The organism is Leclercia sp. W17 (assembly GCF_003336325.1).
GTDB lineage: Bacteria > Pseudomonadota > Gammaproteobacteria > Enterobacterales > Enterobacteriaceae > Enterobacter.
Genome location: NZ_CP031101.1, coordinates 278,873 through 299,440, shown reverse-complemented (window position 1 = coordinate 299,440; position 20,568 = coordinate 278,873). Strand labels below are relative to the sequence as shown.

Sequence of the window (20,568 nt, the reverse complement as noted above, 5' to 3'; positions counted from 1 at the left end):
GCAGATAGAAATCTCAACGCATTATAGATGAGGCCATCCGAACCCAGGTGTGCCTTTTTCCGCGTACGGCAATCGACAGGCGATAAATCGCTTCCGGGTCGGCTATTCCCGCGCAGCCAGCATCCCCAAAGCTATGGATGTCGCTGCCGCAGCGCTTGCTGGCAAGACCAATCTGGCTCACCGTTGCGCCGTCTGCCCCCTCCTGACTGGTGCTGATGGTAGTAATAGCCAGGGCGCCCGCCAGGTGTACGGCATCAACGATCGCGCTCACCTCCCCTTCACGGCTCCCCTGACAGGTTCCTGGTGCGGGGATCACCACCGCGTGGGCGCCCGCCGTCGCGTACTCCGCATATTCCGCCGCCGCCATCAGCCCCCGGGCGCTGAACTTCGCCACCATGATAAAGCCGGGGAAGTGCGCCTTCGCAAGGCTTATCGCCTGAAGCATGCTGTGCCGATCCACCCCCGGCTTGTCGTAGCCGGTCAGGCAGAGGAAATCCGCCCCCTGCACCTGTTCAAGCGCGTGCCGCGACAGGCTACGCGGGTTATCGGCGTCGTTTTCGGGAGTCACCTCAAGGCTGACGCCCACCAGCCTGCCGGTAAGGGCTTTGACCTGCTCAACTCCCCCCGCCACGGGCGCTCCGGCAACCGCATGGGTGGCGGTATTGTATCCCTTGAGCAGAACCATATCGGCACCGAACGCCGCCACCAGCTCGGCATTGGTGACATCCGGGTAGAGCGGCGGTGATTCCGCCGCCACTTCGGCGAGCACGACCCGCCCCTCAGAAGCGCGAATGGCCGCCACTAACGCCGCCGCATCAGGCTGGCGCTGAAAATCGGACGCCCGGCAATTTAATATCCGTTTCATAGTATTAATCCAAATCGATAACGAAAGGCGTGGCGCGGCTAAAACCGCCCTCAAGTATTTCCAGGTTGGTCAACATATCCTGCTCGCTGACGTAATTGGCGGCCCCGTTCATTATGGTGTCGTAGAGTGCGTCATACACCCGGCCATAATCGCCGCGCACCGCAGGCACCTCGCGCTTAACCGTCTGCTGCTCCTCATTCAGATATTCAATAATGCCCGGCTGGTTATTGGCGCAAAATGCCGGGTGGTCCGGCATGATATTCTCCTTCAGGTAACTCTCCTGACGGTCGATCTGCATCTGAATAAAGGAGCCGCGGGTGCCGTGAACAATAAACCGCGGATAGGGCGTCATCACCAGATGGCTGGTTTTAATGATCGCCTTCAGGTCGTCGTAATAGAGCTGGGCTTCAAAGGTATCGTCGGGATTTTGCTTCAGCCGCAGGCTACGGATGTCATAGGCTACCTGGCGCGGCCGGCCAAACAGCGCCAGCATCTGGTCGAGGGTGTGGATCCCAAGGCCATAAAATGCGCCGTTGAAGGGGTGGTTAACCTGCGGCTGCGCCTCGGGGCGGAAATAGTCGAAGTGGCTCTCAATTTCCACGATATCCCCGAGCAGGCCGCTCTTAATCACCTGCTGCACGGTCAGGAAACAGGAGTCGAAGCGGCGGTTCTGAAACGGCGTGACGGTGACGCCGTGCTGCTTCGCCAGCGCCAGCAGCGTCTTCGCCTCGTCCAGCGTGGTAGTAAACGGCTTCTCGACCATGACGTTTTTGCCGTGCTCGATGCAGGCCTTTGCCCAGGAATAGTGGCTGTCCGGGTGGGTGCAGATAACCACCAGGCGGATGGTGTCATCCGTAAGGATCTCGTTAACGTCACGGGTAAAAGTAATTCCGCGGTATTGCGGCCGGGACTCTATCTCCGGCTTAGCGACAATATCGTAAATCGTTTTCACACGATATTTATCGTTGCGGATCAGGACGTAGGGCAAATGGTAGCGGGTAGCACTTTTACCAAAGCCAATAAATGCGCAATTAATCATATAACTTCCTTATTTTAACAACGTGACGGCATGCTCAATGAGCGCCTGACCATTCATATTTGAAAAATGCTGTGGGTTAACCCGCGCCACGCGGCAGCGATTTCCTGCCGTTTCCCGAACGTTGCTTTCCATATAGGTAAGCTGCGGCGAGAGGAGTATCAGGTCAGCTTTTTGCACGGTTTCTTCGAGGTTGCCGATATGGGTGGCGCTAATCGACGCGGTACAGTGGATACTCTCTGCATATTGCCGCATCTTTTTTGCCACCAGCGAGGTGGACATGCCCTCGTTACACATCAGCACGATGGTTTTATCGTCCAGCGGGTGGGCCTCGCCCTCGCGCAACGGCTGCGCGATTGCCGGTTCTGGCTCAGGGGCTGTTGGCGGCGTCGTGGCGATGGTCTCGATGACCTGCTGCGCTTTTTTCGCGCTGATTGAGCGCTCATAGGCCAGCAGGAAGGGAAGGTAAATCACGACCCCAACGCCAATCAGGATAATTTGCAGCACCACGTTGCGCAGATCGCCTCCCGATCCCAGCCAGCCGGAGAGCAAAGGCGGTACCGACCAGGGTACGTAGGCGACAATATGCGATACCCAGCCCCAGGCGGTGGCGTAATAGGCGATGATAAAGTTTATCTGCGGGTAGAAAATAAACGGGATCATCATCAGCGGGTTGAGGATCACCGGCAGGCCAAAAATCACCGGCTCGTTGATATTAAACACTCCAGGAGCAATCACCGTTCTGGCGAACTTTTTATGGCTGCTCATGCGGCTGCGCAGCAGGATCGCCAGCAGCAGCGCCAGCGTTGAACCCGTTCCGCCCATGTGACCATACAGGTCGCGAAACGGCAGCACGATAATGTGCGGCGGCTGTAGGCCAGCGGCGAAGGCGGCCATGTTCTCCTGCATGGCGACCAGCAGCGGCGGCTCCAGCACCGGGTTGATAATACCCGAGGGGTGAATACCCAGCGAAAAGAGCAAGTTCGTCAGGGTGGTTAAGGTAATAAAGCCCGGCAGGCTGGTGGTCAGATGGACCAGCGGCTTTTGCACCAGGGTCTGGATCAGCGCAAACAGCTCGGTATGCGTCAGGCTGGTAATGGCAAAGGTGGCGACGGAGAAGAAAGCCACGGTGATCATGATGGCAGACAGGGCGTTAAACGACTGCTGCACCATAGGAGGCACCTCCTCCCCCAGCGAGATCCGCAGCGCCGGGGAGCTGGAGATCTTCAGAAAAATGCTGGTAGAGAGAAAGGCGCACAGAATCGCCAGAAATACCCCACCCGCGTTGGTCTGCGCGTAGGGCACCACGCCCGTCACACTCACCGTCTCGCCGGTGGCAGCGGTAACGGAGGCGGTAACCGGCATCAGCACAAAAAAGCAGGCCAGCGAAACCATCGCGGCAATGATCGGGCTTTCGAACTTACGCTTGCTGGCCAGCGAATAGGCCACCAGCACCGCCAGCATAATGGACAAAATGTTCATGGTGCCGTTGAGCGCCCGCTCGCCGATACCCCGCCACTGCACCATGGTGTCGGCAGAGAGCACGTGGCGCATAAAGCCGTTGGTATCGAGAAAGACGTAGTTGACCATAATAAAAAGCCCGGCCAACACTAAAAACGGGATAGCGATAATAAAGCTGTCGCGCAGGCTGCGCAGATGCACCTGGCCAGCCAGTTTTTGCGAAAAACCGGCAATCGTATCTAAAACCGTCATGATGTGCCTTCCGCTCTGTTCTGGTGGACCTTTTTCGCCTCGGCTAACAGACGCTGCACCTGATCATTATCCTGTCGTTTCGCCGCCTGAAGCGCAGCGAAAGCCAGGCTGTTGCAGCTGCCGGCATGGGTAATTAGCCCCATAATCATTCCTTCGTAATTTTCTGGCATAGGTATTCTCCCTTTATGCAAAACCCCTGTTTTTATGCAGAGCGGCAATAAGTTATTCACGGATAAATGCCATTTGGGCGCAGGCGATCCAAACGCTATCGGCAAAGCGATATTGCCTATTATCCTCAGCAATTATTTATTGCCGTAATAAGCGGCAAATATAAGGCTTTAGCAGAGATAATATTTAAAGCGCAATTGCACGCCGTAGCGGTCGTCGGAATCATTGCCGTCGCGATGCAGGTTATATACATCGCGTTCTATTAACGAGCTGTATGTATCAAAATAAATATTAAAAGTTATCCATATCTAAAACGTGACCATTTCCCTGCAGTGACGCCATAATAAAACTATATAGTTTTAAAAAATAAGATATATGATCACATTTTTTGAGATTAGCGAAATGGAATAGCGGACGAGCGCGAAACGACGGGGATGATGTCAGAGGAGGGAATTCGAGAAGATAAAAAAAGGGCGAGCGATGAGACGCTCGCCCTGAGGATTATTTGGCGTCGGTCGCCGTACCGTTGGCATGCCAGTCAAACACGCCGAATTCAAAGCCTTTCAGGTCGCCTTTCTCATCCCAGGAGAGCGGCCCCATTACGGTTTCAACGGAGTTCGCTTTCAGCCAGGTAGCGATGTCAGCCGGTTCAGCGGACTGATTCAGGCCCGCCTGCAGGGTTTGCAGCGCCGCGTAGGTGGTCCAGACAAAGGCTCCGCTTGGATCCTGTTTCTTCGCCTTGATGGCGTCTACGATCGGTTTGTTGGCAGGAACCTGGTCGTAGTTCTTCGGCTTGGTCACCAGCAGGCCTTCCGCAGATTCACCGGCGATGTTAGACAGGGAGACGTTCGCCACCCCTTCCGGACCCATGAACTGCGTTTTCAGACCGGCAGCGCGAGACTGACGCAGGATCTGGCCCATCTCCGGGTGATAACCCCCGTAGTAAACGAAATCGATGTTCTCTTTCTTCAGGCGCGCCACCAGAGTAGAGAAATCTTTCTCACCGGCAGTGATACCGTCGAAGAAGACCACGTTAGCGTTCGCTTTTTTCAGGTTGTCCTGCACGGAACGCGCCAGGCCTTCACCGTACTGCTGCTTGTCATGGACAATGGCGATACGCTTCGGCTTCACTTTCTCAACGATATATTTCGCTGCGGTTGGGCCCTGGTCAGAGTCCAGCCCGGTGGTACGCATGACCATCTTATAGCCACGGGAGGTCAGCTCCGGCGCGGTAGCCGCTGGGGTGATCATCAGAATGCCTTCATCTTCGTAGATGTCAGACGCAGGCTGCGTGGAAGAGGAGCAGAGGTGGCCGATAACGTATTTGATGCCGTCATTCACCACTTTGTTGGCAACCGCAACCGCTTGTTTCGGGTCGCAGGCATCATCATATTTTACGATCTGCAGCTTTTCGCCTTTGATACCGCCCTTGGCATTAATGTCGGCAACCGCCTGCTCTGCACCTGTGAACTCCTGATCGCCGTACTGGGCTACCGGACCGGACATTGCGCCGACAACGGCCACTTTGATATCAGCCTGAGCGGTGCCGAAAGCCAACGCGATACATCCTGCCAGTAAGGCTTTACCCTTCATATTCATCCTGAGAATCCCCATTGTGATGGTTATTGTGTTTGTTGTGATGTTGTTTTTTGGCGCTTTATTTCAATTATGCGTCTGCCGTACGCGACTTTTCAGCATACTCTGCTAAAACATACCCCATTTTTATCGAATTGGAATAGCTATTTTGTAATGTATATAAGGTAAGCGAGGCTTTAACGAGTCAGCACACGGCGTCAGGTAACTGTTTGCCAGGAGGGGAGTATTTGCCAGTACGGGCGCTAAAAAAACAAAACCCCCGAATTTGCATTCGAGGGTTATCGGGGAGCTTCGCGGGGATTACGCTTCGATAGCGGCGCGAAGTTTTTTCATGGCGTTCTTTTCCAGCTGACGCACACGTTCAGCGGAGACACCATAGCGGTCGGCCAGCTCCTGCAGGGTGGACTTGTTGTCTTCGTCCAGCCAGCGGGCACGGATGATATCCTGGCTACGCTCGTCAAGGCCTTCCATTGCATAGGTCAGCTTGTTGGCGGCCTGCTCTTCCCAGTTATCATCTTCAATGCCGTCGGCAAAGTTAGATGACTTATCCTGCAGATAGAGAACCGGGGCCATCGGCTGGCTGTCGGAGGCATCGTCGTCAGAGGACATATCAAAGGTCATGTCCTGCGCGGCCATTCGCGATTCCATCTCACGCACGTCTTTGCTGGACACGCCCAGCTCGCGCGCAACCATTTCCACTTCGTCCTGGTTGAACCAGCCCAGACGCTGCTTGGTTTTACGCAGGTTAAAGAACAGTTTACGCTGTGCTTTGGTGGTGGCGACCTTCACGATACGCCAGTTACGCAGCACGTATTCGTGGATTTCCGCTTTGATCCAGTGCACAGCAAAGGAGACCAGACGCACACCCACTTCCGGGTTGAAGCGACGCACCGCCTTCATCAGGCCAATGTTACCTTCCTGGATCAGGTCTGCCTGCGGCAGGCCGTAGCCCGCGTAATTACGAGCAACGTGAACAACAAAGCGCAGGTGAGACAGGATCAGCGTCTTAGCTGCTTCCAGATCGCCCTGGTAATGCAGCTTTTCAGCAAGCTCCTTTTCTTCCTCGGCCGTCAACATCGGCCAGGTGTTAGCGGCCCGGATGTAAGATTCCAGGTTACCAACAGGGGCTAAAGCTAAAGTTTGCATTTCTTTGGTCATTCATTCCTCTCAATCAATTTTTCTGGCGGCGGTTTGTCCCCATCAGGCAACGAACATGCCAGAATTAATGAGCAACGAGAATATCACTCACTCTTTTATCAGACAGTGATTTTATCCACAAGTTCCGAGTGAAACTGTGAATAAATTACGCACAAAATGTGACATGAAGATGATGATGCGGGTCAGAGTCAACGAAAGGCTCTTTCCCTGCACGGTGATTCTCAATGCAGGGAAAGATTATACCAGAGATTTTTTAGTCAGGGGTAAAGTGACGTAAATGTTGCACGGTTGCTAACCAGGCCGCTATCCAGCCGATCATCGAGCAAACCAGCAGCAATAACAGGCACTCGTCGAAGGATAAGCCACTGATATTAAACTTAGTTCCAAAAACCTGCGCCACTTCGGTTACCGCGGCGGAAAGTCGCATCACCAAAATTTCTGACAAAATCAGTGAAAGAAATGCACCAGCAAAACCGAGCAGTGCGCCGCCATACAGGAACGGACGCAGGATGAAACCGTCGGTGGCGCCGATCAGCTTCTGCACGTTAATGGTGTCGCGACGGGCAAAGATGCTCAGGCGCACACTGTTGCCGATAACGAGGAACACCGCCGCTACCATCAACACGCCGATCATCGCCGCAACGCGCCCGACCAGGCCAGTCAGCGCCGTCAGACGGGCGAACCAGCTGTCGTCCATCCGCACCTCATCAATGCCGTGGATACGGGAGACGCGATCGCGCAGGGTGTTAAGCGACTCGGTGCCCTGGAAATCCAGTTTGGGGATCACCACCGCCACCGCTGGCAGAGGGTTCTCTTCCAGCATATCCAGCGCGCCGCCAAACCCGGACCAGTTACGGAACTCGCCCAGCGCGTCTTCCCGCGACAGGTAGTTCACCTTCTCGACCCCCTGCTCGGCCTGCAGCTGACCCACGACCTGGGCAGCGGCGTTATCGTCGAGGGATTTATCGAGATAAACGGTGATCTGCGGAGAAGGATAGTACTGCGACGCCGCCTGATTAACGTTTTTGTAGACCATGTAGCAGACGCTGGGCAGGGTCAGGGAGATGGCGATCACCATGACCGTCAGGAAGGTGGCGAACGGTTTACTTTTTAGATCCTGCAGCGCGCCCTGGAAGGCGTAACGCACCTGCTCGTTAAACACGTTGGTTTTGCGCGAGTTGGGTCTTGGCGCGGATTTGCTGCGCTTCGGCGCATTGCGGTTGCCCTCTCCCGGGCCGCCTGCCGATTTACGAAAACGGTCAAGTTTGCTGCCAAACTGCCGCATCTGGTTCATTGCGTCACGCTTATTCACCGAGGCCTCCGTGCAAATGACCGTCGCTGAGCGTCAGCATGCGGTACGAACGACGAGCAATCAGCCCCATGTCGTGCGTCGCCATCAGTACTGTCACCCCCACGCGGTTAAACTCCTCAAACAGACGCAGGATCCCTTCGGAAAGGGCGTCGTCCAGGTTACCGGTCGGTTCATCCGCCAGCAGCACCGCCGGTTTATTCACCACCGCGCGGGCAATGCCCACGCGCTGCTGTTCACCGCCGGAGAGCTGGATAGGGAAGTTCTTCGCTTTGTCCAGCAGCCCGACCTTATCCAGCGCCGCCGACACGCGACGACGAATATCATCCCCGCTGGCGCCCGCGATAATCAGCGGGATCGCCACGTTGTCGAAGACCGTGCGGTCCATCAGCAGATGGTGATCCTGGAAAATCATGCCGATCTGCCGACGCAGAAACGGCACTTCGCGGTTTTTCAGGCGGCTAATGTCGTGGCCGCTGAACCAGATTTTCCCGGCGCTTGGCCGTTCGATCCCACAGATAAGCTTGAGCAGGGTACTTTTCCCCGCGCCGGAGTGGCCGGTCAGAAATGCCATCTCGCCCGGCTGCAGGTGGAATGTCACTCCCTGCAGCGCTTGTCTCCCACCGAGATAGGCCTTGCTGACGTGTTCAAAGCGAATCATTGTTAATCCTCTCGGGCAAAAAGTGCCTCAATAAAGTCGCCCGATTTAAACGGACGTAAATCTTCGATACGTTCGCCAACACCGATGTAGCGGATAGGAATACCAAATTGATCCGCTACCGAGAAGATCACCCCGCCTTTCGCGGTGCCATCCAGCTTGGTCAGCGTGATCCCGGTCAGCCCTACCGCTTCATGGAACAGCTTCGCCTGACTGATGGCGTTCTGTCCGGTGCTGGCATCAATAGTCAGCATAATTTCATGCGGTGCATCTTCGTCCAGCTTTTTCATCACGCGGACGATCTTCTTCAGCTCTTCCATCAGGTGCGATTTATTCTGCAGACGCCCTGCGGTATCGGCAATCAGGACATCGATATTGCGCGCTTTCGCCGCCTGAATCGCATCGAAAATCACCGATGCGGAGTCTGCGCCGGTGTGCTGGGCAATCACCGGAATATTGTTGCGCTGGCCCCACACCTGCAGCTGCTCAACGGCGGCAGCACGGAAGGTATCCCCCGCGGCCAGCATCACCGATTTACCCTGCTGTTCAAACTGACGCGCCAGCTTGCCGATGGTGGTGGTTTTACCCACGCCGTTTACGCCAACCATCAGAATAACAAATGGCATTTTGCCTTCAATATTAAGCGGTTCGTCAACTTTTGCGAGAATTTCACCCATCTCTTCTTTCAGCAGGCCGTAGAGCGCTTCGGCATCGCGCAGCTGTTTACGGCTGGCGCTCTCCGTCAGGCTGCTGATGATTTTGCGGGTGGTTTCCACGCCAACGTCGGCAATCAGGAGCTGTTCTTCCAGCTCTTCAAAGAGATCATCGTCGATTTTTTTACCGCGGAACAGACTGATAAATCCGGAACCGAGGTTCTCTTTGGTTTTAATCAGGCTGCGTTTCAGGCGCGCGAAGAAACCTTCTTTGGTTGGTTTTTCCTGCTCCTGAACAATCTCTTCAACCGGCTCGTTCTCGTCGGCGACCGGGACAACCATCACCGCCTCTTCAGCCGCCTCAGCCGCCAGCGCCTGCGCTTCGAGCTCTTCGTCGCTGATCGTCTCTTCTTCGGTTTCTGGCAGATACTCTTCCGGAATCGCCTCTTTACTCTCTTCAGCGATCTCTTCCGGCAGCGGTAATTCTTCATGCTCGACAGCCTGCGGCGGGAGCTCCTCCGTGACCGGCTCGACAATCTCCTCGACCGCGACAGGTTCTGGCTCAACGGCGACAGGCTCCGGTTCAACCGGCTGCGGTTTTTCGCGCTCCTGAACCTGCTCTGTAACCTCAACCACCTCTTCAGCAAAGGCTTCGGTCTCTTGCGGGCTGTGGGTGCGCGTTTCTGCTTCTACGTCAGCGACGGTTTCAACAGGGGTTTCAGGCTGCGGCTGTTCAACCGCTGCGGGCTGTTCTGCGCTCTGTTGTTCTTCGTTCTGCTGCTCGGTTTCCTGCTCTTTTTGACCAAATCCCAGCCAGGAAAAGAAGCCACGTTTTTTCTCTTTTGCCATCTGCGACTACACCCCTCGCGGTTAATTACTGGCGCTATATACATGGAAGCTAAAAAAATGATGAAATAGTTTATCACTTAACTTAACGCACATCACCGCCTGCAAAACGCAGGCCGTACGAGTGACCTGAGCAACAATATGAAGAAACCCAACCGTGCTGCCGCGGGCCAAATTCGCATCATCGGCGGCCAGTGGCGTGGCCGTAAACTTCCCGTCCCGGACAGCCCCGGCCTGCGCCCGACCACCGACCGCGTCCGTGAGACGCTGTTTAACTGGCTGGCACCTTCAATGGTAGATGCCCGTTGCCTGGACTGCTTCGCCGGAAGCGGCGCGCTCGGCCTTGAAGCCCTGTCACGCTACGCCGCCAGCACCACGCTGCTGGAGATGGATCGCAGTGTCGCCCAGCAGTTACAGCAAAACCTGGTGACGCTGAAAGCGGCGCATGCCCGCGTCGTTAACACCAATACCCTCGCGTTTCTGGCCCAGGCGGGTACTCCACACGATGTAGTATTTGTCGATCCGCCGTTCCGCAAAGGGCTGCTGGAAGAGACGCTAACGCTGCTGGAAAACAACGGCTGGCTGGCGGATGATGCGCTAATCTACGTCGAGAGCGAGGTAGAAAACGGTTTACCGCCGGTGCCCGCCCACTGGGATCTGCACCGGGAGAAAGTGGCCGGACAGGTCGCCTATCGTCTTTATCACCGTCAATCACAAGGAGAGACTGATGCCGGTACTGATTAATCTGGGTCGTTTGCTGATGCTGGGGGTCTGGGCATTTTTGCTCCTCAACCTCGTCCACCCGTTCCCACGCCCGATGAACATTTTTGTTAACGTGGCGCTGATTTTTACCTCGTTTATGCATGCCCTGCAGATGGTGATGCTAAAAAACGGATTACCGAAAGACGGTCCGCAGATGACCGGCTGGCAGCAGGCCCGCGTCTTTATCTTCGGCGTGTTTGAGCTGCTGGTGTGGATGAAGAAGTTTAAGGCGCAGGCGAAGAAGTAACCTGCGGCCTTCTGCCCGGTGGCGCTGCGCTTACCGGGCCTACGTTTCGTGCGGGCTGGCTGACTACGGCGCCGGATCAAACCCCTCAAACCGTGACCCCTTGTAACGCAACGTTCCTTTATCCCCCACCGTCAGCTGATGGTACTGCTTCTCGTCGAGGCGAAAGGTCATCTCCAGACCGCCGCTTTCCGGCTTAAAGCTCGCTTCATAGCGCATGCTGGTGCCGGCAGGCGTAACCTGCTGCTGACGCGAGCGCCGGTCGTTGAGGGCTTTTTCCCGTTTATTGCTCACCACCACCCGCTTTTGCAGCAGCGGCGCGGCGTCGTTATCGGCCTTTTCCCGACGCTGCTGCACAAAGCGAAATGACGCTGCAACGACGATAATTGCCAGAACGATAATAAAAAAGAGCGGCATCTTGCTCATTAGACAATCCTTAAGACCAGGCTGAAATCAGGATAGCGTGCCACGCTGTGCATTGCTATTGGCCCGTCTGCACCACTACACTGAAGTGAAACTGTTTATTCAACAATAACAGATACAGGGACTTAATATGCTTTGGTCATTTATCGCTGTCTGTTTCTCCGCATGGCTATATGTCGATGCGTCCTACCGCGGCCCTGCCTGGCAGCGCTGGCTGTTTAAACCCGTCACCTTACTGCTGCTCCTGTTGCTGGCCTGGCAGGCGCCAATGTTTAACGCCGTCAGCTACCTGGTGCTCGCCGGGCTCTGCGCGTCGCTGGTGGGCGATGCCCTGACCCTGCTGCCGCGCCAGCGCTTGCTCTATGCCGTGGGGGCGTTCTTCTTATCGCATCTGCTCTATACCATCTATTTTGCCAGCCAGATGACGCTCTCCTTCTTCTGGCCACTGCCGCTGGCGCTGCTGGTCGTTGGCGCGGTGCTGATAGCGGTGGTCTGGACGCGTCTGGAGGAGATGCGCTGGCCAATCTGTACGTTTATCGCCATGACGCTGGTGATGGTGTGGCTGGCGGGCGAGCTGTGGTTCTTCCGTCCGACGGCCCCGGCGCTGTCGGCTTTCGTGGGGGCCACGCTCCTGCTGCTGAGCAATATTGTCTGGCTGGGTAGCCATTACCGTCGCCGTTTCCGCGCCGATAATGCCATTGCCGCCGCCTGCTATTTTGCCGGGCACTTCCTGATCGTGCGTTCGCTCTATATTTAACGCTTGACTCTGGAGTCGACTCCAGAGTGTATGCTGCGGTTAATGAGAAAATTATCATTGCCGGAGAGTGCCATGTCGACTCCAGAAACACCGAAAAAAGTGCCGCAGTTCGCGGCGCTTAAACTCGCCCCCCTTCCCGCAAAAGAGGCCTGCTGTAGCGCGAATCACGCTCCACCGCAGGCCGAAACCGTGCTGCCTGTCGAGGGCGAGCGTTACAGCTGGGTGGTCAACGGCATGGACTGCGCCGCCTGCGCGCGCAAAGTGGAAAACGCCGTTCGCCAGGTGGAGGGAGTGAACCATGTCCAGGTGCTGTTTGCCACGCAAAAGCTGCTGGTTGATGCCACAAGCGACGTCAGCGGCCAGGTCGAGGCCGCGGTAGTGAAGGCAGGCTACACGCTGCGCAATGAAAACGCGCCGGTCGAAAAATCCTCCATGCTGCGCGATAACCTCCCGCTCCTCACGCTGACGGTGTTGATGGCCCTGAGCTGGGGTCTGGCGCACTTTAACTCTCCCCTCGGCAATATCGCCTTTATCGCCACCACGCTGGTCGGGCTCTGGCCGGTGGCCCGTCAGGCGCTGCGTCTGATGAAAAGCGGCAGCTGGTTCGCCATTGAGACGCTGATGAGCGTGGCCGCCATCGGGGCGCTGTTTATCGGTGCCACGGCGGAAGCGGCGATGGTGCTGCTGCTGTTTTTAATCGGCGAACGGCTGGAGGGCTGGGCGGCGAGCCGGGCGCGCAAAGGGGTGAGCGCGCTGATGGCGCTGAAACCGGAAACCGCCACGCAGATAATCAACGGCGAGCGCAAAACCGTGCCCATTGCCGGGCTGCGCCCGGGGGATGTGATCGAAGTCGCCGCCGGGGGCCGTCTACCTGCCGACGGGACGCTGCTCACCGCCGCCGCCAGCTTTGACGAAAGCGCCCTCACCGGCGAGTCCATCCCGGTCGATCGCACCGCGGGCGAAAAAGTGCCGGCGGGAGCCACCAGCGTCGATCGTCTGGTCGAGCTGACGGTGCTGTCGGAGCCGGGCGAGAGCGCCATCGACCGCATCCTGAAGCTGATCGAAGAGGCGGAAGCGCGCCGCGCCCCGGTGGAGCGCTTTATCGACCGCTTCAGCCGCCTCTATACCCCGGCGATAATGCTCATCGCCCTGCTGGTTGCCGTAGTGCCACCGCTGCTGTTCAGCGCGCCCTGGGAGGGTTGGATCTACAAGGGGCTGACCCTGCTGCTGATTGGCTGTCCGTGCGCGCTGGTGATCTCGACGCCTGCGGCGATCACCTCCGGGCTGGCAGCCGCGGCGCGACGTGGCGCGTTGATTAAGGGTGGGGCAGCGCTGGAGCAGCTGGCGCAGGTGCAGCAGGTGGCCTTCGATAAAACCGGTACCCTGACGGTCGGCAAACCTCAGGTGACGGGCATCTATCCGCTCGACAGCGGCGAAAACGACCTGCTGGCGCTGGCGGCGGCGGTGGAGCAGGGTTCCACCCACCCGCTGGCACAGGCGATTGTGCGTGAAGCAAAAGCCCGCGGGCTGACGATTGCGGCGGCGACCGCGCAGCGGGCGCTGATGGGCTCCGGGATTGAAGCCGAGGTCGCGGGCAGTAAAGTGCTGATTTGCGCCGCGGATAAATTCCCTGCCCCGCACCTGGCGGCGCAAATCACTACCCTGGAGCAGGCCGGACAGACGGTGGTGATGGTGATCCAGGACGGTGCGGCCAAGGGGCTTATTACGCTGCGCGACACCCTGCGGGATGATGCGAAAGAGGCCGTGCAGGCCCTGCATCAGCTGGGGATCAAAGGTGTGATTCTCACCGGGGATAACCCGCGCGCCGCCGCGGCCATTGCTAGCGAACTGGGGCTGGATTTCCGGGCGGGGCTGCTGCCGGCGGATAAAGTGCAGGCGGTGTCGGTTTTAAACGCAGAAACGCCGCTGGCGATGGTCGGCGACGGGATTAACGACGCCCCGGCGATGAAGGCGGCAACCCTTGGCATTGCAATGGGCAGCGGCACCGATGTGGCGCTGGAGACCGCCGACGCGGCCCTCACCCACAACCGCCTGACCGGTCTGGCGCAGATGATAAGCCTCGCGCGCGCTACCCACGCCAATATCCGGCAGAACATTACTATCGCGCTGGGGTTGAAGGGAATTTTCCTGGTGACCACCCTGCTGGGCATGACGGGATTATGGCTGGCGGTGCTGGCGGATACCGGGGCGACGGTGCTGGTGACGGCCAACGCGCTACGGTTATTGCGTCGTCGATAAAAAAAGCCCGGTGGCGGCTGCGCCTTACCGGGCCTGCGATTTTCCTGGCCGGGCAAGCGTAGCGCCGCCCGGCACAACAGCTATTGCATACCCAACATGTGTGGCAACCACAGCGAAATCGCCGGAATGTAGGTCACCATTCCGAGCACCAGCAGCAGCATGGCGTAGAACGGCAGCATCTCCTTCACTACGGCTTCGATCTTCTGCTTGCTCACCGCGCTGGCGACGAACAGCACCGATCCTACCGGCGGGGTAATCAGGCCGATCCCGAGGTTAACCATCATGATCATGCCGAAATGCACCGGATCGATACCCAGGGCGTTAGTCACCGGCAGCAGAACCGGCGTCAGGATCAGGATGATCGGCGCCATGTCCATCAGGGTGCCAATCAGCAGCAGCATGATGTTGAGGTACATCAGAATGACGTACTTGTTATCCGAGAGCGAGGTGAAGAACTCGGTGATGCGCATCGGCAGCTGCATGTAGGTCATCACCGCACCAAAGGCCGCGGCAAAGCCAATCAGGATCATCACGATGGTAACCGTTTTGACCGTGCGGCACATCAGCTTCGGCAGCTCGTTCCACTTGTAGTCGCGATAGATAAACATGGTGACGAAGAAGGCCCACAGGCAGGCGACCGCCGCAGACTCCGTTGCGGTAAAGATACCCGACAGGATCCCGCCGAGAATAATCACCACCGTCATCAGGCCCCACAGCGCATCCAGCATGGTTTTTAACGCCTGCTTGAACGGAATGCGCTCCCCTTTCGGGTAGCCGCGCTTGCGCGCGAAGCATAAACAGAGCGCCATCAGCCCCATGCCCAGCAGCAGACCCGGCAGTACGCCCGCGATAAACAGCGTGGCGATAGAGACCGTGCCGCCTGCCGCCAGGGAGTAGATCACCGAGTTATGGCTGGGTGGGATCAGAATCGCCTGCACAGAGCCGCTGGCGGTGACCGCCGCCGCATATTCGCGTGGATAGCCCTTCTTCTCCATCTCCGGGATCATTACGGTCCCGATGGAGGCGGTATCCGCCACCGAGGAGCCGGAAATGGCGCCGAAGAAGGTGGAGGCGACGATATTCACCAGCGACAGCCCGCCGCGAATAAAGCCGACAAAGATATAGGCGAAGTTAACCAGCCGCCGGGCAATGCCCCCTTCCGCCATGATCGCCCCCGCGAGGATAAAGAACGGGATCGCCAGCAGGGTAAACTTGTTCACCCCGCTGGTAATTTGGATCATTAATGCTTCTAGCGGCAGGTCAATCCACAGCGCGCCAGCCACGGCGCTTAAGCCGACGGCAAAGGCCACCGGCATCCCCAGCGCCAGCAAAATGGCGAGGGTGAATAACAAAACAAATGCATCCATTGTTCACCCCTTAACTGTGGTTGCCGATCAGTACGACCGGGCGGTTTTCCTGAGAGCCAAACAGCAGGCGCTCAAGCACAAACAGGATCAAAATCGCCGACCCGACCGGCAGCGGCAGATAACTTTCGCCGGAGGTCATAATCGGAAACTCTGCGACCGGCTGGTCCCAGAGCTCAATGCACAGCAGGTAGCTGTACCAGAACATGATGCCGGAGATGACCAGCATCAGCAGATCCACCACCCGTGCACAGATCGTCTTCAGTGAGTCTGGTAGTCTGTCGGTAAGCATATTCACCGCAATGTGCGATCCGGCGCGGTAGCTCACCGCCGCGCCGACAAAGGTGAAGGTCACCATGCAGATAATGGCAACCGGCTCCGGCCACGACTCACCGCGGTTGAGTACGTAGCGCGAAAAGATGCCAATCGGGATAACGATGGTCATCACCAGCAGCGACAGCCCGGCAACGGCCATCGCCAGCAGGTAGAGACGGTCCATCCATTTCAGATAGAGTTCGGACATAAATACTCCGGCTTACTTAACGTCAGCGATGGCTTTCATCAGATCCTGATGTTTTTCACCATACTGGGCGCGCACCGGCTCGGTCGCTTTAACGAACACCGCCTTGTCGATGTCGTGGAACTGCACGCCGCCCGCCTTCATCTTCGCCAGCGCTTCGTCATTGTAGGCCTGCCACAGCTTACGCTGCTCCATCTGCGCTTCACGGGCCAGGGTCTTAATTTTTTCCTGCTCGTCGGCGCTCAGCTTGTCCCACTTCACTTTGGAGTAGAGCAGCATTTCCGGGGTGATAAAGTGGCCGCTCAGGGTGTAGTTTTTGGCCACCGGCATGTAGTTGTGGGCGATAAAGGTGGGTGGGTTATTCTCTGCGCCGTCGATAACGCCGGTCTGCATGCCGCTGTAGACCTCGCTTACCCCCATCGCCACTGAGTTGGCGCCCATATCTTTCAACGTGGCCAGCGCCACCGGGCTGCCCTGAACGCGGATTTTCTTACCTTTCAAATCTTCCGGTTTAACAATCGGATCTTTGGTGATCAGGTTACGGGTGCCGGAGTCCATCCAGCCGAGGAAGACCAGCTTCGATTTCGGGTTCGCCGTCAGTTTGTCGCCGATCTGCTTACCAATGTCGCCGTCGATCACCTTGTGCATGTGGTCTTCATCACGGAAAACATACGGCAGGGTAAAGACTTCGATATCCGGCAGGATGGCCGCAACCGGCGCCATGGAGACGCGGATCATATCGATAGCGCCCATCTGCGCCTGCTCAATCATCTGCTTTTCATCACCCAGTACGCCGCCCGGAAAGACTTTGATCTCCAGCTTGCCGTCGGTTTGTTGTTTAAGTTTTTCACCCATATGCTCCACCGCCACCACGTTCGGGTAGCCTTCAGGATGCACATCAGCAGCTTTAATGGTTTGAGCAGAGACAGAGGCAGCAAAAGCAGACAGACACAGAGCGGCCAGCAACGGCTTGATGGTCGTTTTCATTGAGTCAACTCCAGGGTATGAGGTAAGCGTTGGAACGGCGTTTTAGTTTTCAGCTTCAAAACTAGCCTAAGGCCTGGAAAACGAGGGTGAAGCGCCTCACAAAAAAGCGCTAAAATTTGAAACAATGGTTCAAATTGGTGATGGAGTTCAAACGAAATGGCCTTTCAGGCCCGAGCAGGGGGGCATGCCGGGTGGTGGCGTCGCCCTACCCGGCCTACAGATTCAAAGGGTTTATCAGCCTTTGCGGATCAGATAACGATACGGCAGCGAGGCGGTATCCTGTGCCAGCAGTTCGTGTTCCATAAAGGTGCAAAAGCCGGGGATATCACGGGTGGTAGCCGGATCGTCGGCAATGATTAACAGCGTCTCGCCGGTTTGCATCGTGCGCACGGTTTTGCGCACCATCATAACGGGTTCCGGGCAGCGCAGGCCCTGGGCGTCAAGAGTATGGTCTGGGCTGGAAAACAGATCGGTCATCGTCGTCTCGTTCAGATAAAAAACGGCAGTAGTTTACGCCCCAGGCTGGGCAAAGCAAACCAGGTTAACGATTGCGTAAAAATTAGCCGTTGCAAAGCGCAATGAAAGCAGTATGATGCGGCCGGTTTATTGGGTTCCCTCACCCCAACTCTTAAAAAGGTCACAATATGACGCAGTTCTCTCAATCGCAGCGCGTAAAAGCGTTGTTCTGGCTTTCGCTTTTCCATCTGCTGGTAATCACCTCCAGTAACTACCTGGTACAGCTGCCGATCTCCATTTTTGGTTTTCATACCACCTGGGGCGCATTCAGTTTCCCGTTTATCTTCCTTGCGACCGATCTTACCGTTCGTATCTTTGGCGCCCCGCTGGCCCGACGCATTATTTTTGCCGTCATGCTTCCGGCGCTGTTTGTGTCGTACGCGATCTCCTCGCTATTCTATATGGGAAGCTGGCAGGGCTTTGAGGCGCTGACGCACTTCAACCTGTTTGTCGCCCGTATCGCCGCCGCCAGCTTTATGGCCTATGCACTGGGGCAGATCCTCGACGTGCATGTCTTTAATCGCCTGCGCCAGAACCATCTCTGGTGGATGGCGCCGACCGCATCCACGCTGTTTGGCAACGTCAGCGATACGCTGGCCTTTTTCTTTATCGCCTTCTGGCGCAGCCCGGATGCGTTTATGGCCGAACACTGGATGGAAATTGCCCTCGTGGATTACGCCTTCAAGGTGCTTATCAGCCTGGTCTTCTTCCTGCCGATGTACGGCGTACTGCTGAATATGTTGCTGAAAAGATTCGAGGATAAATCTGAAATTTCAGCATTACGGGCAGGTTAAAGGTTCCCCTGAACAGTTGTGATAAGATGGATTGATGCGCCGTTATGGCCGTTTATCGAAAGGAAGAATGTAATGCGCAATCTGGTTAAATATGTCGGGATTGGCCTGCTGGTGATGGGGCTGGCCGCTTGTGATAACAGCGACACGAAAACGCCAGCTCAGGCTGCGTCTGCGGAAAGCAACGCCACGGGTCAGCCGGTCAGCCTGATGGATGGCAAACTCAGTTTCTCACTGCCAGCGGATATGACCGATCAGAGCGGCAAGCTGGGCACGCAGGCGAACAATATGCACGTCTATTCCGATGCCACCGGGCAGAAAGCGGTGATTGTGATCGTCGGCGACGACACCAATGAAGACCTGGGCGTGCTGGCGAAACGTCTGGAAGATCAGCAGCGCAGCCGCGACCCGCAGCTGCAGGTGGTCACCAACAAATCCATCGATCTGAAAGGCCACAATCTGCAACAGCTGGACAGCATTATCTCTGCCAAAGGCCAGACCGCTTACTCCTCCGTGGTGCTGGGCAAAGTGGACAACAAGCTGCTGACCCTGCAGATCACGCTGCCTGCTGACGATCAGCAGAAAGCGCAAACTGCCGCAGAGAACATCATCAATACCCTCGTGATTCAGTAAGTTATCACGATGAAATGGCCTCCTCCGGAGGCCATTTTTTTAGCCGCCACGTCAGCAGTAACGCCACCGCCACCAGCCCCGCCGCCGCCAGATAGATAACCGGCACCCCGGCCCAGGCCATCACCAGCCCGGCCAGCGGCCCGGTCACCCCCAGCGACATATCCATAAACACCGTATAGGTCGCCAGCGCCGCGCCCTGATTCTGCTGCGGTACCGCCTTGACCGCCACTACCCCCAGCGCCGGGAAGACCAGCGAGAAGCCCGCCCCCGCGAGGAACACTCCGATCCGCGCCATCCAGGGCGCCTCAGCGATGCCGGTCAGCAGCAGGCCGAGGATCTCAACGCTAAAGCAGATCATCGCCACGTTCAGCCCGCCCAGCCGGTTGATGCCATTCGGGAACAGCAGGCGGGTGCCGACGAAGGCGCAGCTAAAGAGCGTCAGCGCGAAGGCCGCGCCGTCCCAGCCTTTATCGGCGTAAAACAGCGTAATGAAGGTGGCGATGACCCCAAAACCCGCCGAACCGAGCGCCAGCGCCATGCCGTACGGCCAGACGCGCCCCAGTACCGTGCGAAACGGCATCGGCTTGCCTTTGCTGGCCTTCACTTTCGGACGTGGCAGGGCGAAGAGGATCGCCAGCAGCGCCACCCCCATAATGGTCAACGCCAGCCCGCTCAGGCCGGTGTAGCGATAGCAGAGCACGCCAAGGGGCGCGCCCATCGCCATTGCGCCATAGGTGACGATGCCGTTCCAGGAGATCACCCGCCCGATGTGCGAAGCTCCCACTACCCCCACGCCCCACAGCGTTGAGCCCGTTCCGGCGAGGCTTTGTCCGATGCCTAAGATCACCCGGCCAAAACAGAGCAGCGCCAGGCTGACCACCGGCCAGGCGCTGGTCAGCCCGGCCAGGAAATAGCTCACCCCGCTCAGGAAGCAGCCGCACAGCCCCAGCACCACAATGCTCTTTGGCCCGAACAGATCGGCATAGCGCCCGGCATAGGGGCGGCTTAACAGGGTGGCGAAGTATTGCAGGCTGATGACCAGACCCGCCCAGAAGGCGCTAAATCCCATAATATCATGCACATAGCCCGGCAGGACGGCCAGCGGCAGGCCGATGGTCAGGTAGCTGGCAAAGTTGAAAATCACGACGGAAACAATACGCAGGTTGAGGCGCAATCCACTCAGTGCCGGTTCGGCGGCAGGTTCGGGCATCAGGTTCACCAGAATTTTTACAACAGTGTTTCACTATTACCACGCCAGGAAGAGAAATGCAGCAGCGACTTTAAGATTAACGGCGTCAGCCGAAGCGCTG

The 20,568-nt window shown here is 57.2% G+C and carries 20 protein-coding genes and 1 pseudogene; 6 read left to right on the top strand and 15 right to left on the bottom strand.

Annotated features, from left to right (window positions below; translation table 11 throughout):
* Positions 1 to 13 precede the first annotated feature (13 nt).
* The 9 genes from DVA44_RS01450 to ftsY all read right to left on the bottom strand — a co-directional run bounded on the left by DVA44_RS01450 (position 14) and on the right by ftsY (position 10,005).
* The gene (locus DVA44_RS01450) at positions 14 to 865 is read right to left on the bottom strand and encodes a hypothetical protein (RefSeq protein ID WP_114385592.1); all 852 of its coding nucleotides are present in this window, start codon (positions 863 to 865) and stop codon (positions 14 to 16) included.
* A gap of 4 nt (positions 866 to 869) precedes the next feature.
* Positions 870 to 1,904 (bottom strand): oxidoreductase, encoded by a 1,035-nt coding sequence (locus DVA44_RS01445; protein WP_114385591.1) that lies wholly within the window; start codon positions 1,902 to 1,904, stop codon positions 870 to 872.
* A 9-nt stretch (positions 1,905 to 1,913) separates the two neighbouring features.
* Complete coding sequence (locus DVA44_RS01440; protein WP_114385590.1) at positions 1,914 to 3,614, bottom strand: PTS transporter subunit EIIC; 1,701 nt, start codon at positions 3,612 to 3,614, stop codon at positions 1,914 to 1,916.
* Positions 3,611 to 3,784 (bottom strand): PTS lactose/cellobiose transporter subunit IIA, encoded by a 174-nt coding sequence (locus tag DVA44_RS01435; RefSeq protein WP_114385589.1) that lies wholly within the window; start codon positions 3,782 to 3,784, stop codon positions 3,611 to 3,613. The genes DVA44_RS01440 and DVA44_RS01435 overlap by 4 nt, the downstream gene beginning before the upstream one ends.
* Positions 3,785 to 4,283: 499 nt before the next feature.
* Positions 4,284 to 5,381 (bottom strand): branched-chain amino acid ABC transporter substrate-binding protein, encoded by a 1,098-nt coding sequence (locus DVA44_RS01425; protein WP_103791337.1) that lies wholly within the window; start codon positions 5,379 to 5,381, stop codon positions 4,284 to 4,286.
* A 297-nt stretch (positions 5,382 to 5,678) separates the two neighbouring features.
* Positions 5,679 to 6,536 (bottom strand): RNA polymerase sigma factor RpoH, encoded by an 858-nt coding sequence (rpoH, locus tag DVA44_RS01420; RefSeq protein ID WP_032614938.1) that lies wholly within the window; start codon positions 6,534 to 6,536, stop codon positions 5,679 to 5,681.
* A 253-nt stretch (positions 6,537 to 6,789) separates the two neighbouring features.
* Entirely contained in the window at positions 6,790 to 7,848 is a 1,059-nt protein-coding gene (gene ftsX, locus DVA44_RS01415; RefSeq protein ID WP_103177362.1) for a permease-like cell division protein FtsX, read from the bottom strand.
* Positions 7,841 to 8,506 (bottom strand): cell division ATP-binding protein FtsE, encoded by a 666-nt coding sequence (gene ftsE / locus DVA44_RS01410; protein WP_103177363.1) that lies wholly within the window; start codon positions 8,504 to 8,506, stop codon positions 7,841 to 7,843. Before ftsE ends, ftsX begins: the two co-directional genes overlap by 8 nt.
* Positions 8,507 to 8,508: 2 nt before the next feature.
* Positions 8,509 to 10,005, bottom strand: a complete 1,497-nt coding sequence (ftsY, locus tag DVA44_RS01405) for a signal recognition particle-docking protein FtsY (RefSeq protein ID WP_114316487.1) — start codon at positions 10,003 to 10,005, stop codon at positions 8,509 to 8,511.
* A gap of 138 nt (positions 10,006 to 10,143) precedes the next feature.
* Between ftsY and rsmD the strand changes: the two genes are divergently transcribed.
* Together rsmD and DVA44_RS01395 are read left to right on the top strand one after the other, a co-directional pair.
* Positions 10,144 to 10,746, top strand: coding sequence for a 16S rRNA (guanine(966)-N(2))-methyltransferase (gene rsmD / locus DVA44_RS01400; RefSeq protein WP_103824761.1), 603 nt, complete (start codon positions 10,144 to 10,146; stop codon positions 10,744 to 10,746).
* The gene (locus tag DVA44_RS01395) at positions 10,730 to 11,011 is read left to right on the top strand and encodes a DUF1145 family protein (RefSeq protein ID WP_103177366.1); all 282 of its coding nucleotides are present in this window, start codon (positions 10,730 to 10,732) and stop codon (positions 11,009 to 11,011) included. Before rsmD ends, DVA44_RS01395 begins: the two co-directional genes overlap by 17 nt.
* A 63-nt stretch (positions 11,012 to 11,074) precedes the next feature.
* Here DVA44_RS01395 and DVA44_RS01390 read toward each other — a convergent pair whose 3' ends face one another.
* Positions 11,075 to 11,434 (bottom strand): DUF2500 domain-containing protein, encoded by a 360-nt coding sequence (locus DVA44_RS01390; RefSeq protein ID WP_103177367.1) that lies wholly within the window; start codon positions 11,432 to 11,434, stop codon positions 11,075 to 11,077.
* A 127-nt stretch (positions 11,435 to 11,561) separates the two neighbouring features.
* On the opposite strand from DVA44_RS01390, the gene DVA44_RS01385 reads away from it, so the two are divergent.
* On the top strand, positions 11,562 to 12,188 hold the full coding sequence (locus DVA44_RS01385) for a lysoplasmalogenase (protein ID WP_114316485.1): 627 nt from the start codon (positions 11,562 to 11,564) through the stop codon (positions 12,186 to 12,188).
* A gap of 72 nt (positions 12,189 to 12,260) precedes the next feature.
* Positions 12,261 to 14,447, top strand: coding sequence for a Zn(II)/Cd(II)/Pb(II) translocating P-type ATPase ZntA (gene zntA / locus DVA44_RS01380; protein WP_114385588.1), 2,187 nt, complete (start codon positions 12,261 to 12,263; stop codon positions 14,445 to 14,447).
* Between the two features lie 80 nt (positions 14,448 to 14,527).
* On the opposite strand, the gene DVA44_RS01375 is transcribed toward zntA, so the two are convergent.
* The 4 genes from DVA44_RS01375 to tusA all read right to left on the bottom strand — a co-directional run bounded on the left by DVA44_RS01375 (position 14,528) and on the right by tusA (position 17,795).
* Positions 14,528 to 15,814 (bottom strand): TRAP transporter large permease, encoded by a 1,287-nt coding sequence (locus DVA44_RS01375; protein ID WP_114385587.1) that lies wholly within the window; start codon positions 15,812 to 15,814, stop codon positions 14,528 to 14,530.
* 10 nt (positions 15,815 to 15,824) lie between these two features.
* Entirely contained in the window at positions 15,825 to 16,334 is a 510-nt protein-coding gene (locus DVA44_RS01370) for a TRAP transporter small permease (protein ID WP_103824757.1), read from the bottom strand.
* A 12-nt stretch (positions 16,335 to 16,346) separates the two neighbouring features.
* Entirely contained in the window at positions 16,347 to 17,318 is a 972-nt protein-coding gene (locus DVA44_RS01365; RefSeq protein ID WP_114385586.1) for a TRAP transporter substrate-binding protein, read from the bottom strand.
* A gap of 234 nt (positions 17,319 to 17,552) precedes the next feature.
* Positions 17,553 to 17,795 carry a sulfurtransferase TusA gene (tusA, locus tag DVA44_RS01360; RefSeq protein WP_114316481.1) on the bottom strand — a complete coding sequence of 81 codons (243 nt, stop codon included), beginning with the start codon at positions 17,793 to 17,795 and terminating at the stop codon, positions 17,553 to 17,555.
* A 167-nt stretch (positions 17,796 to 17,962) separates the two neighbouring features.
* Between tusA and DVA44_RS01355 the strand changes: the two genes are divergently transcribed.
* Positions 17,963 to 18,628 (top strand): 7-cyano-7-deazaguanine/7-aminomethyl-7-deazaguanine transporter, encoded by a 666-nt coding sequence (locus DVA44_RS01355; RefSeq protein WP_114385585.1) that lies wholly within the window; start codon positions 17,963 to 17,965, stop codon positions 18,626 to 18,628.
* A 72-nt stretch (positions 18,629 to 18,700) separates the two neighbouring features.
* Positions 18,701 to 19,258 carry a DcrB family lipoprotein gene (locus DVA44_RS01350; protein WP_114385584.1) on the top strand — a complete coding sequence of 186 codons (558 nt, stop codon included), beginning with the start codon at positions 18,701 to 18,703 and terminating at the stop codon, positions 19,256 to 19,258.
* Between the two features lie 4 nt (positions 19,259 to 19,262).
* Here the strand turns inward: DVA44_RS01350 and DVA44_RS01345 are convergent.
* A pseudogene (locus DVA44_RS01345) lies at positions 19,263 to 20,502 on the bottom strand (MFS transporter).
* Positions 20,503 to 20,568: the final 66 nt, after the last annotated feature.

Excerpts from the sequence above, each read along its gene's own strand:
- DVA44_RS01450 (WP_114385592.1), bottom strand. The coding sequence starts at position 865 with ATGAAACGGATATTAAATTGCCGGGCGTCCGATTTTCAGCGCCAGCCT.
- DVA44_RS01445 (WP_114385591.1), bottom strand. The coding sequence starts at position 1,904 with ATGATTAATTGCGCATTTATTGGCTTTGGTAAAAGTGCTACCCGCTAC.
- DVA44_RS01440 (WP_114385590.1), bottom strand. The coding sequence starts at position 3,614 with ATGACGGTTTTAGATACGATTGCCGGTTTTTCGCAAAAACTGGCTGGC.
- DVA44_RS01435 (WP_114385589.1), bottom strand. The coding sequence starts at position 3,784 with ATGCCAGAAAATTACGAAGGAATGATTATGGGGCTAATTACCCATGCC.
- DVA44_RS01425 (WP_103791337.1), bottom strand. The coding sequence starts at position 5,381 with ATGAATATGAAGGGTAAAGCCTTACTGGCAGGATGTATCGCGTTGGCT.
- rpoH (WP_032614938.1), bottom strand. The coding sequence starts at position 6,536 with ATGACCAAAGAAATGCAAACTTTAGCTTTAGCCCCTGTTGGTAACCTG.
- ftsE (WP_103177363.1), bottom strand. The coding sequence starts at position 8,506 with ATGATTCGCTTTGAACACGTCAGCAAGGCCTATCTCGGTGGGAGACAA.
- ftsY (WP_114316487.1), bottom strand. The coding sequence starts at position 10,005 with ATGGCAAAAGAGAAAAAACGTGGCTTCTTTTCCTGGCTGGGATTTGGT.
- rsmD (WP_103824761.1), top strand. The coding sequence starts at position 10,144 with ATGAAGAAACCCAACCGTGCTGCCGCGGGCCAAATTCGCATCATCGGC.
- DVA44_RS01395 (WP_103177366.1), top strand. The coding sequence starts at position 10,730 with ATGCCGGTACTGATTAATCTGGGTCGTTTGCTGATGCTGGGGGTCTGG.
- DVA44_RS01390 (WP_103177367.1), bottom strand. The coding sequence starts at position 11,434 with ATGAGCAAGATGCCGCTCTTTTTTATTATCGTTCTGGCAATTATCGTC.
- DVA44_RS01385 (WP_114316485.1), top strand. The coding sequence starts at position 11,562 with ATGCTTTGGTCATTTATCGCTGTCTGTTTCTCCGCATGGCTATATGTC.
- zntA (WP_114385588.1), top strand. The coding sequence starts at position 12,261 with ATGTCGACTCCAGAAACACCGAAAAAAGTGCCGCAGTTCGCGGCGCTT.
- DVA44_RS01375 (WP_114385587.1), bottom strand. The coding sequence starts at position 15,814 with ATGGATGCATTTGTTTTGTTATTCACCCTCGCCATTTTGCTGGCGCTG.
- DVA44_RS01370 (WP_103824757.1), bottom strand. The coding sequence starts at position 16,334 with ATGTCCGAACTCTATCTGAAATGGATGGACCGTCTCTACCTGCTGGCG.
- DVA44_RS01365 (WP_114385586.1), bottom strand. The coding sequence starts at position 17,318 with ATGAAAACGACCATCAAGCCGTTGCTGGCCGCTCTGTGTCTGTCTGCT.
- tusA (WP_114316481.1), bottom strand. The coding sequence starts at position 17,795 with ATGACCGATCTGTTTTCCAGCCCAGACCATACTCTTGACGCCCAGGGC.
- DVA44_RS01355 (WP_114385585.1), top strand. The coding sequence starts at position 17,963 with ATGACGCAGTTCTCTCAATCGCAGCGCGTAAAAGCGTTGTTCTGGCTT.
- DVA44_RS01350 (WP_114385584.1), top strand. The coding sequence starts at position 18,701 with ATGCGCAATCTGGTTAAATATGTCGGGATTGGCCTGCTGGTGATGGGG.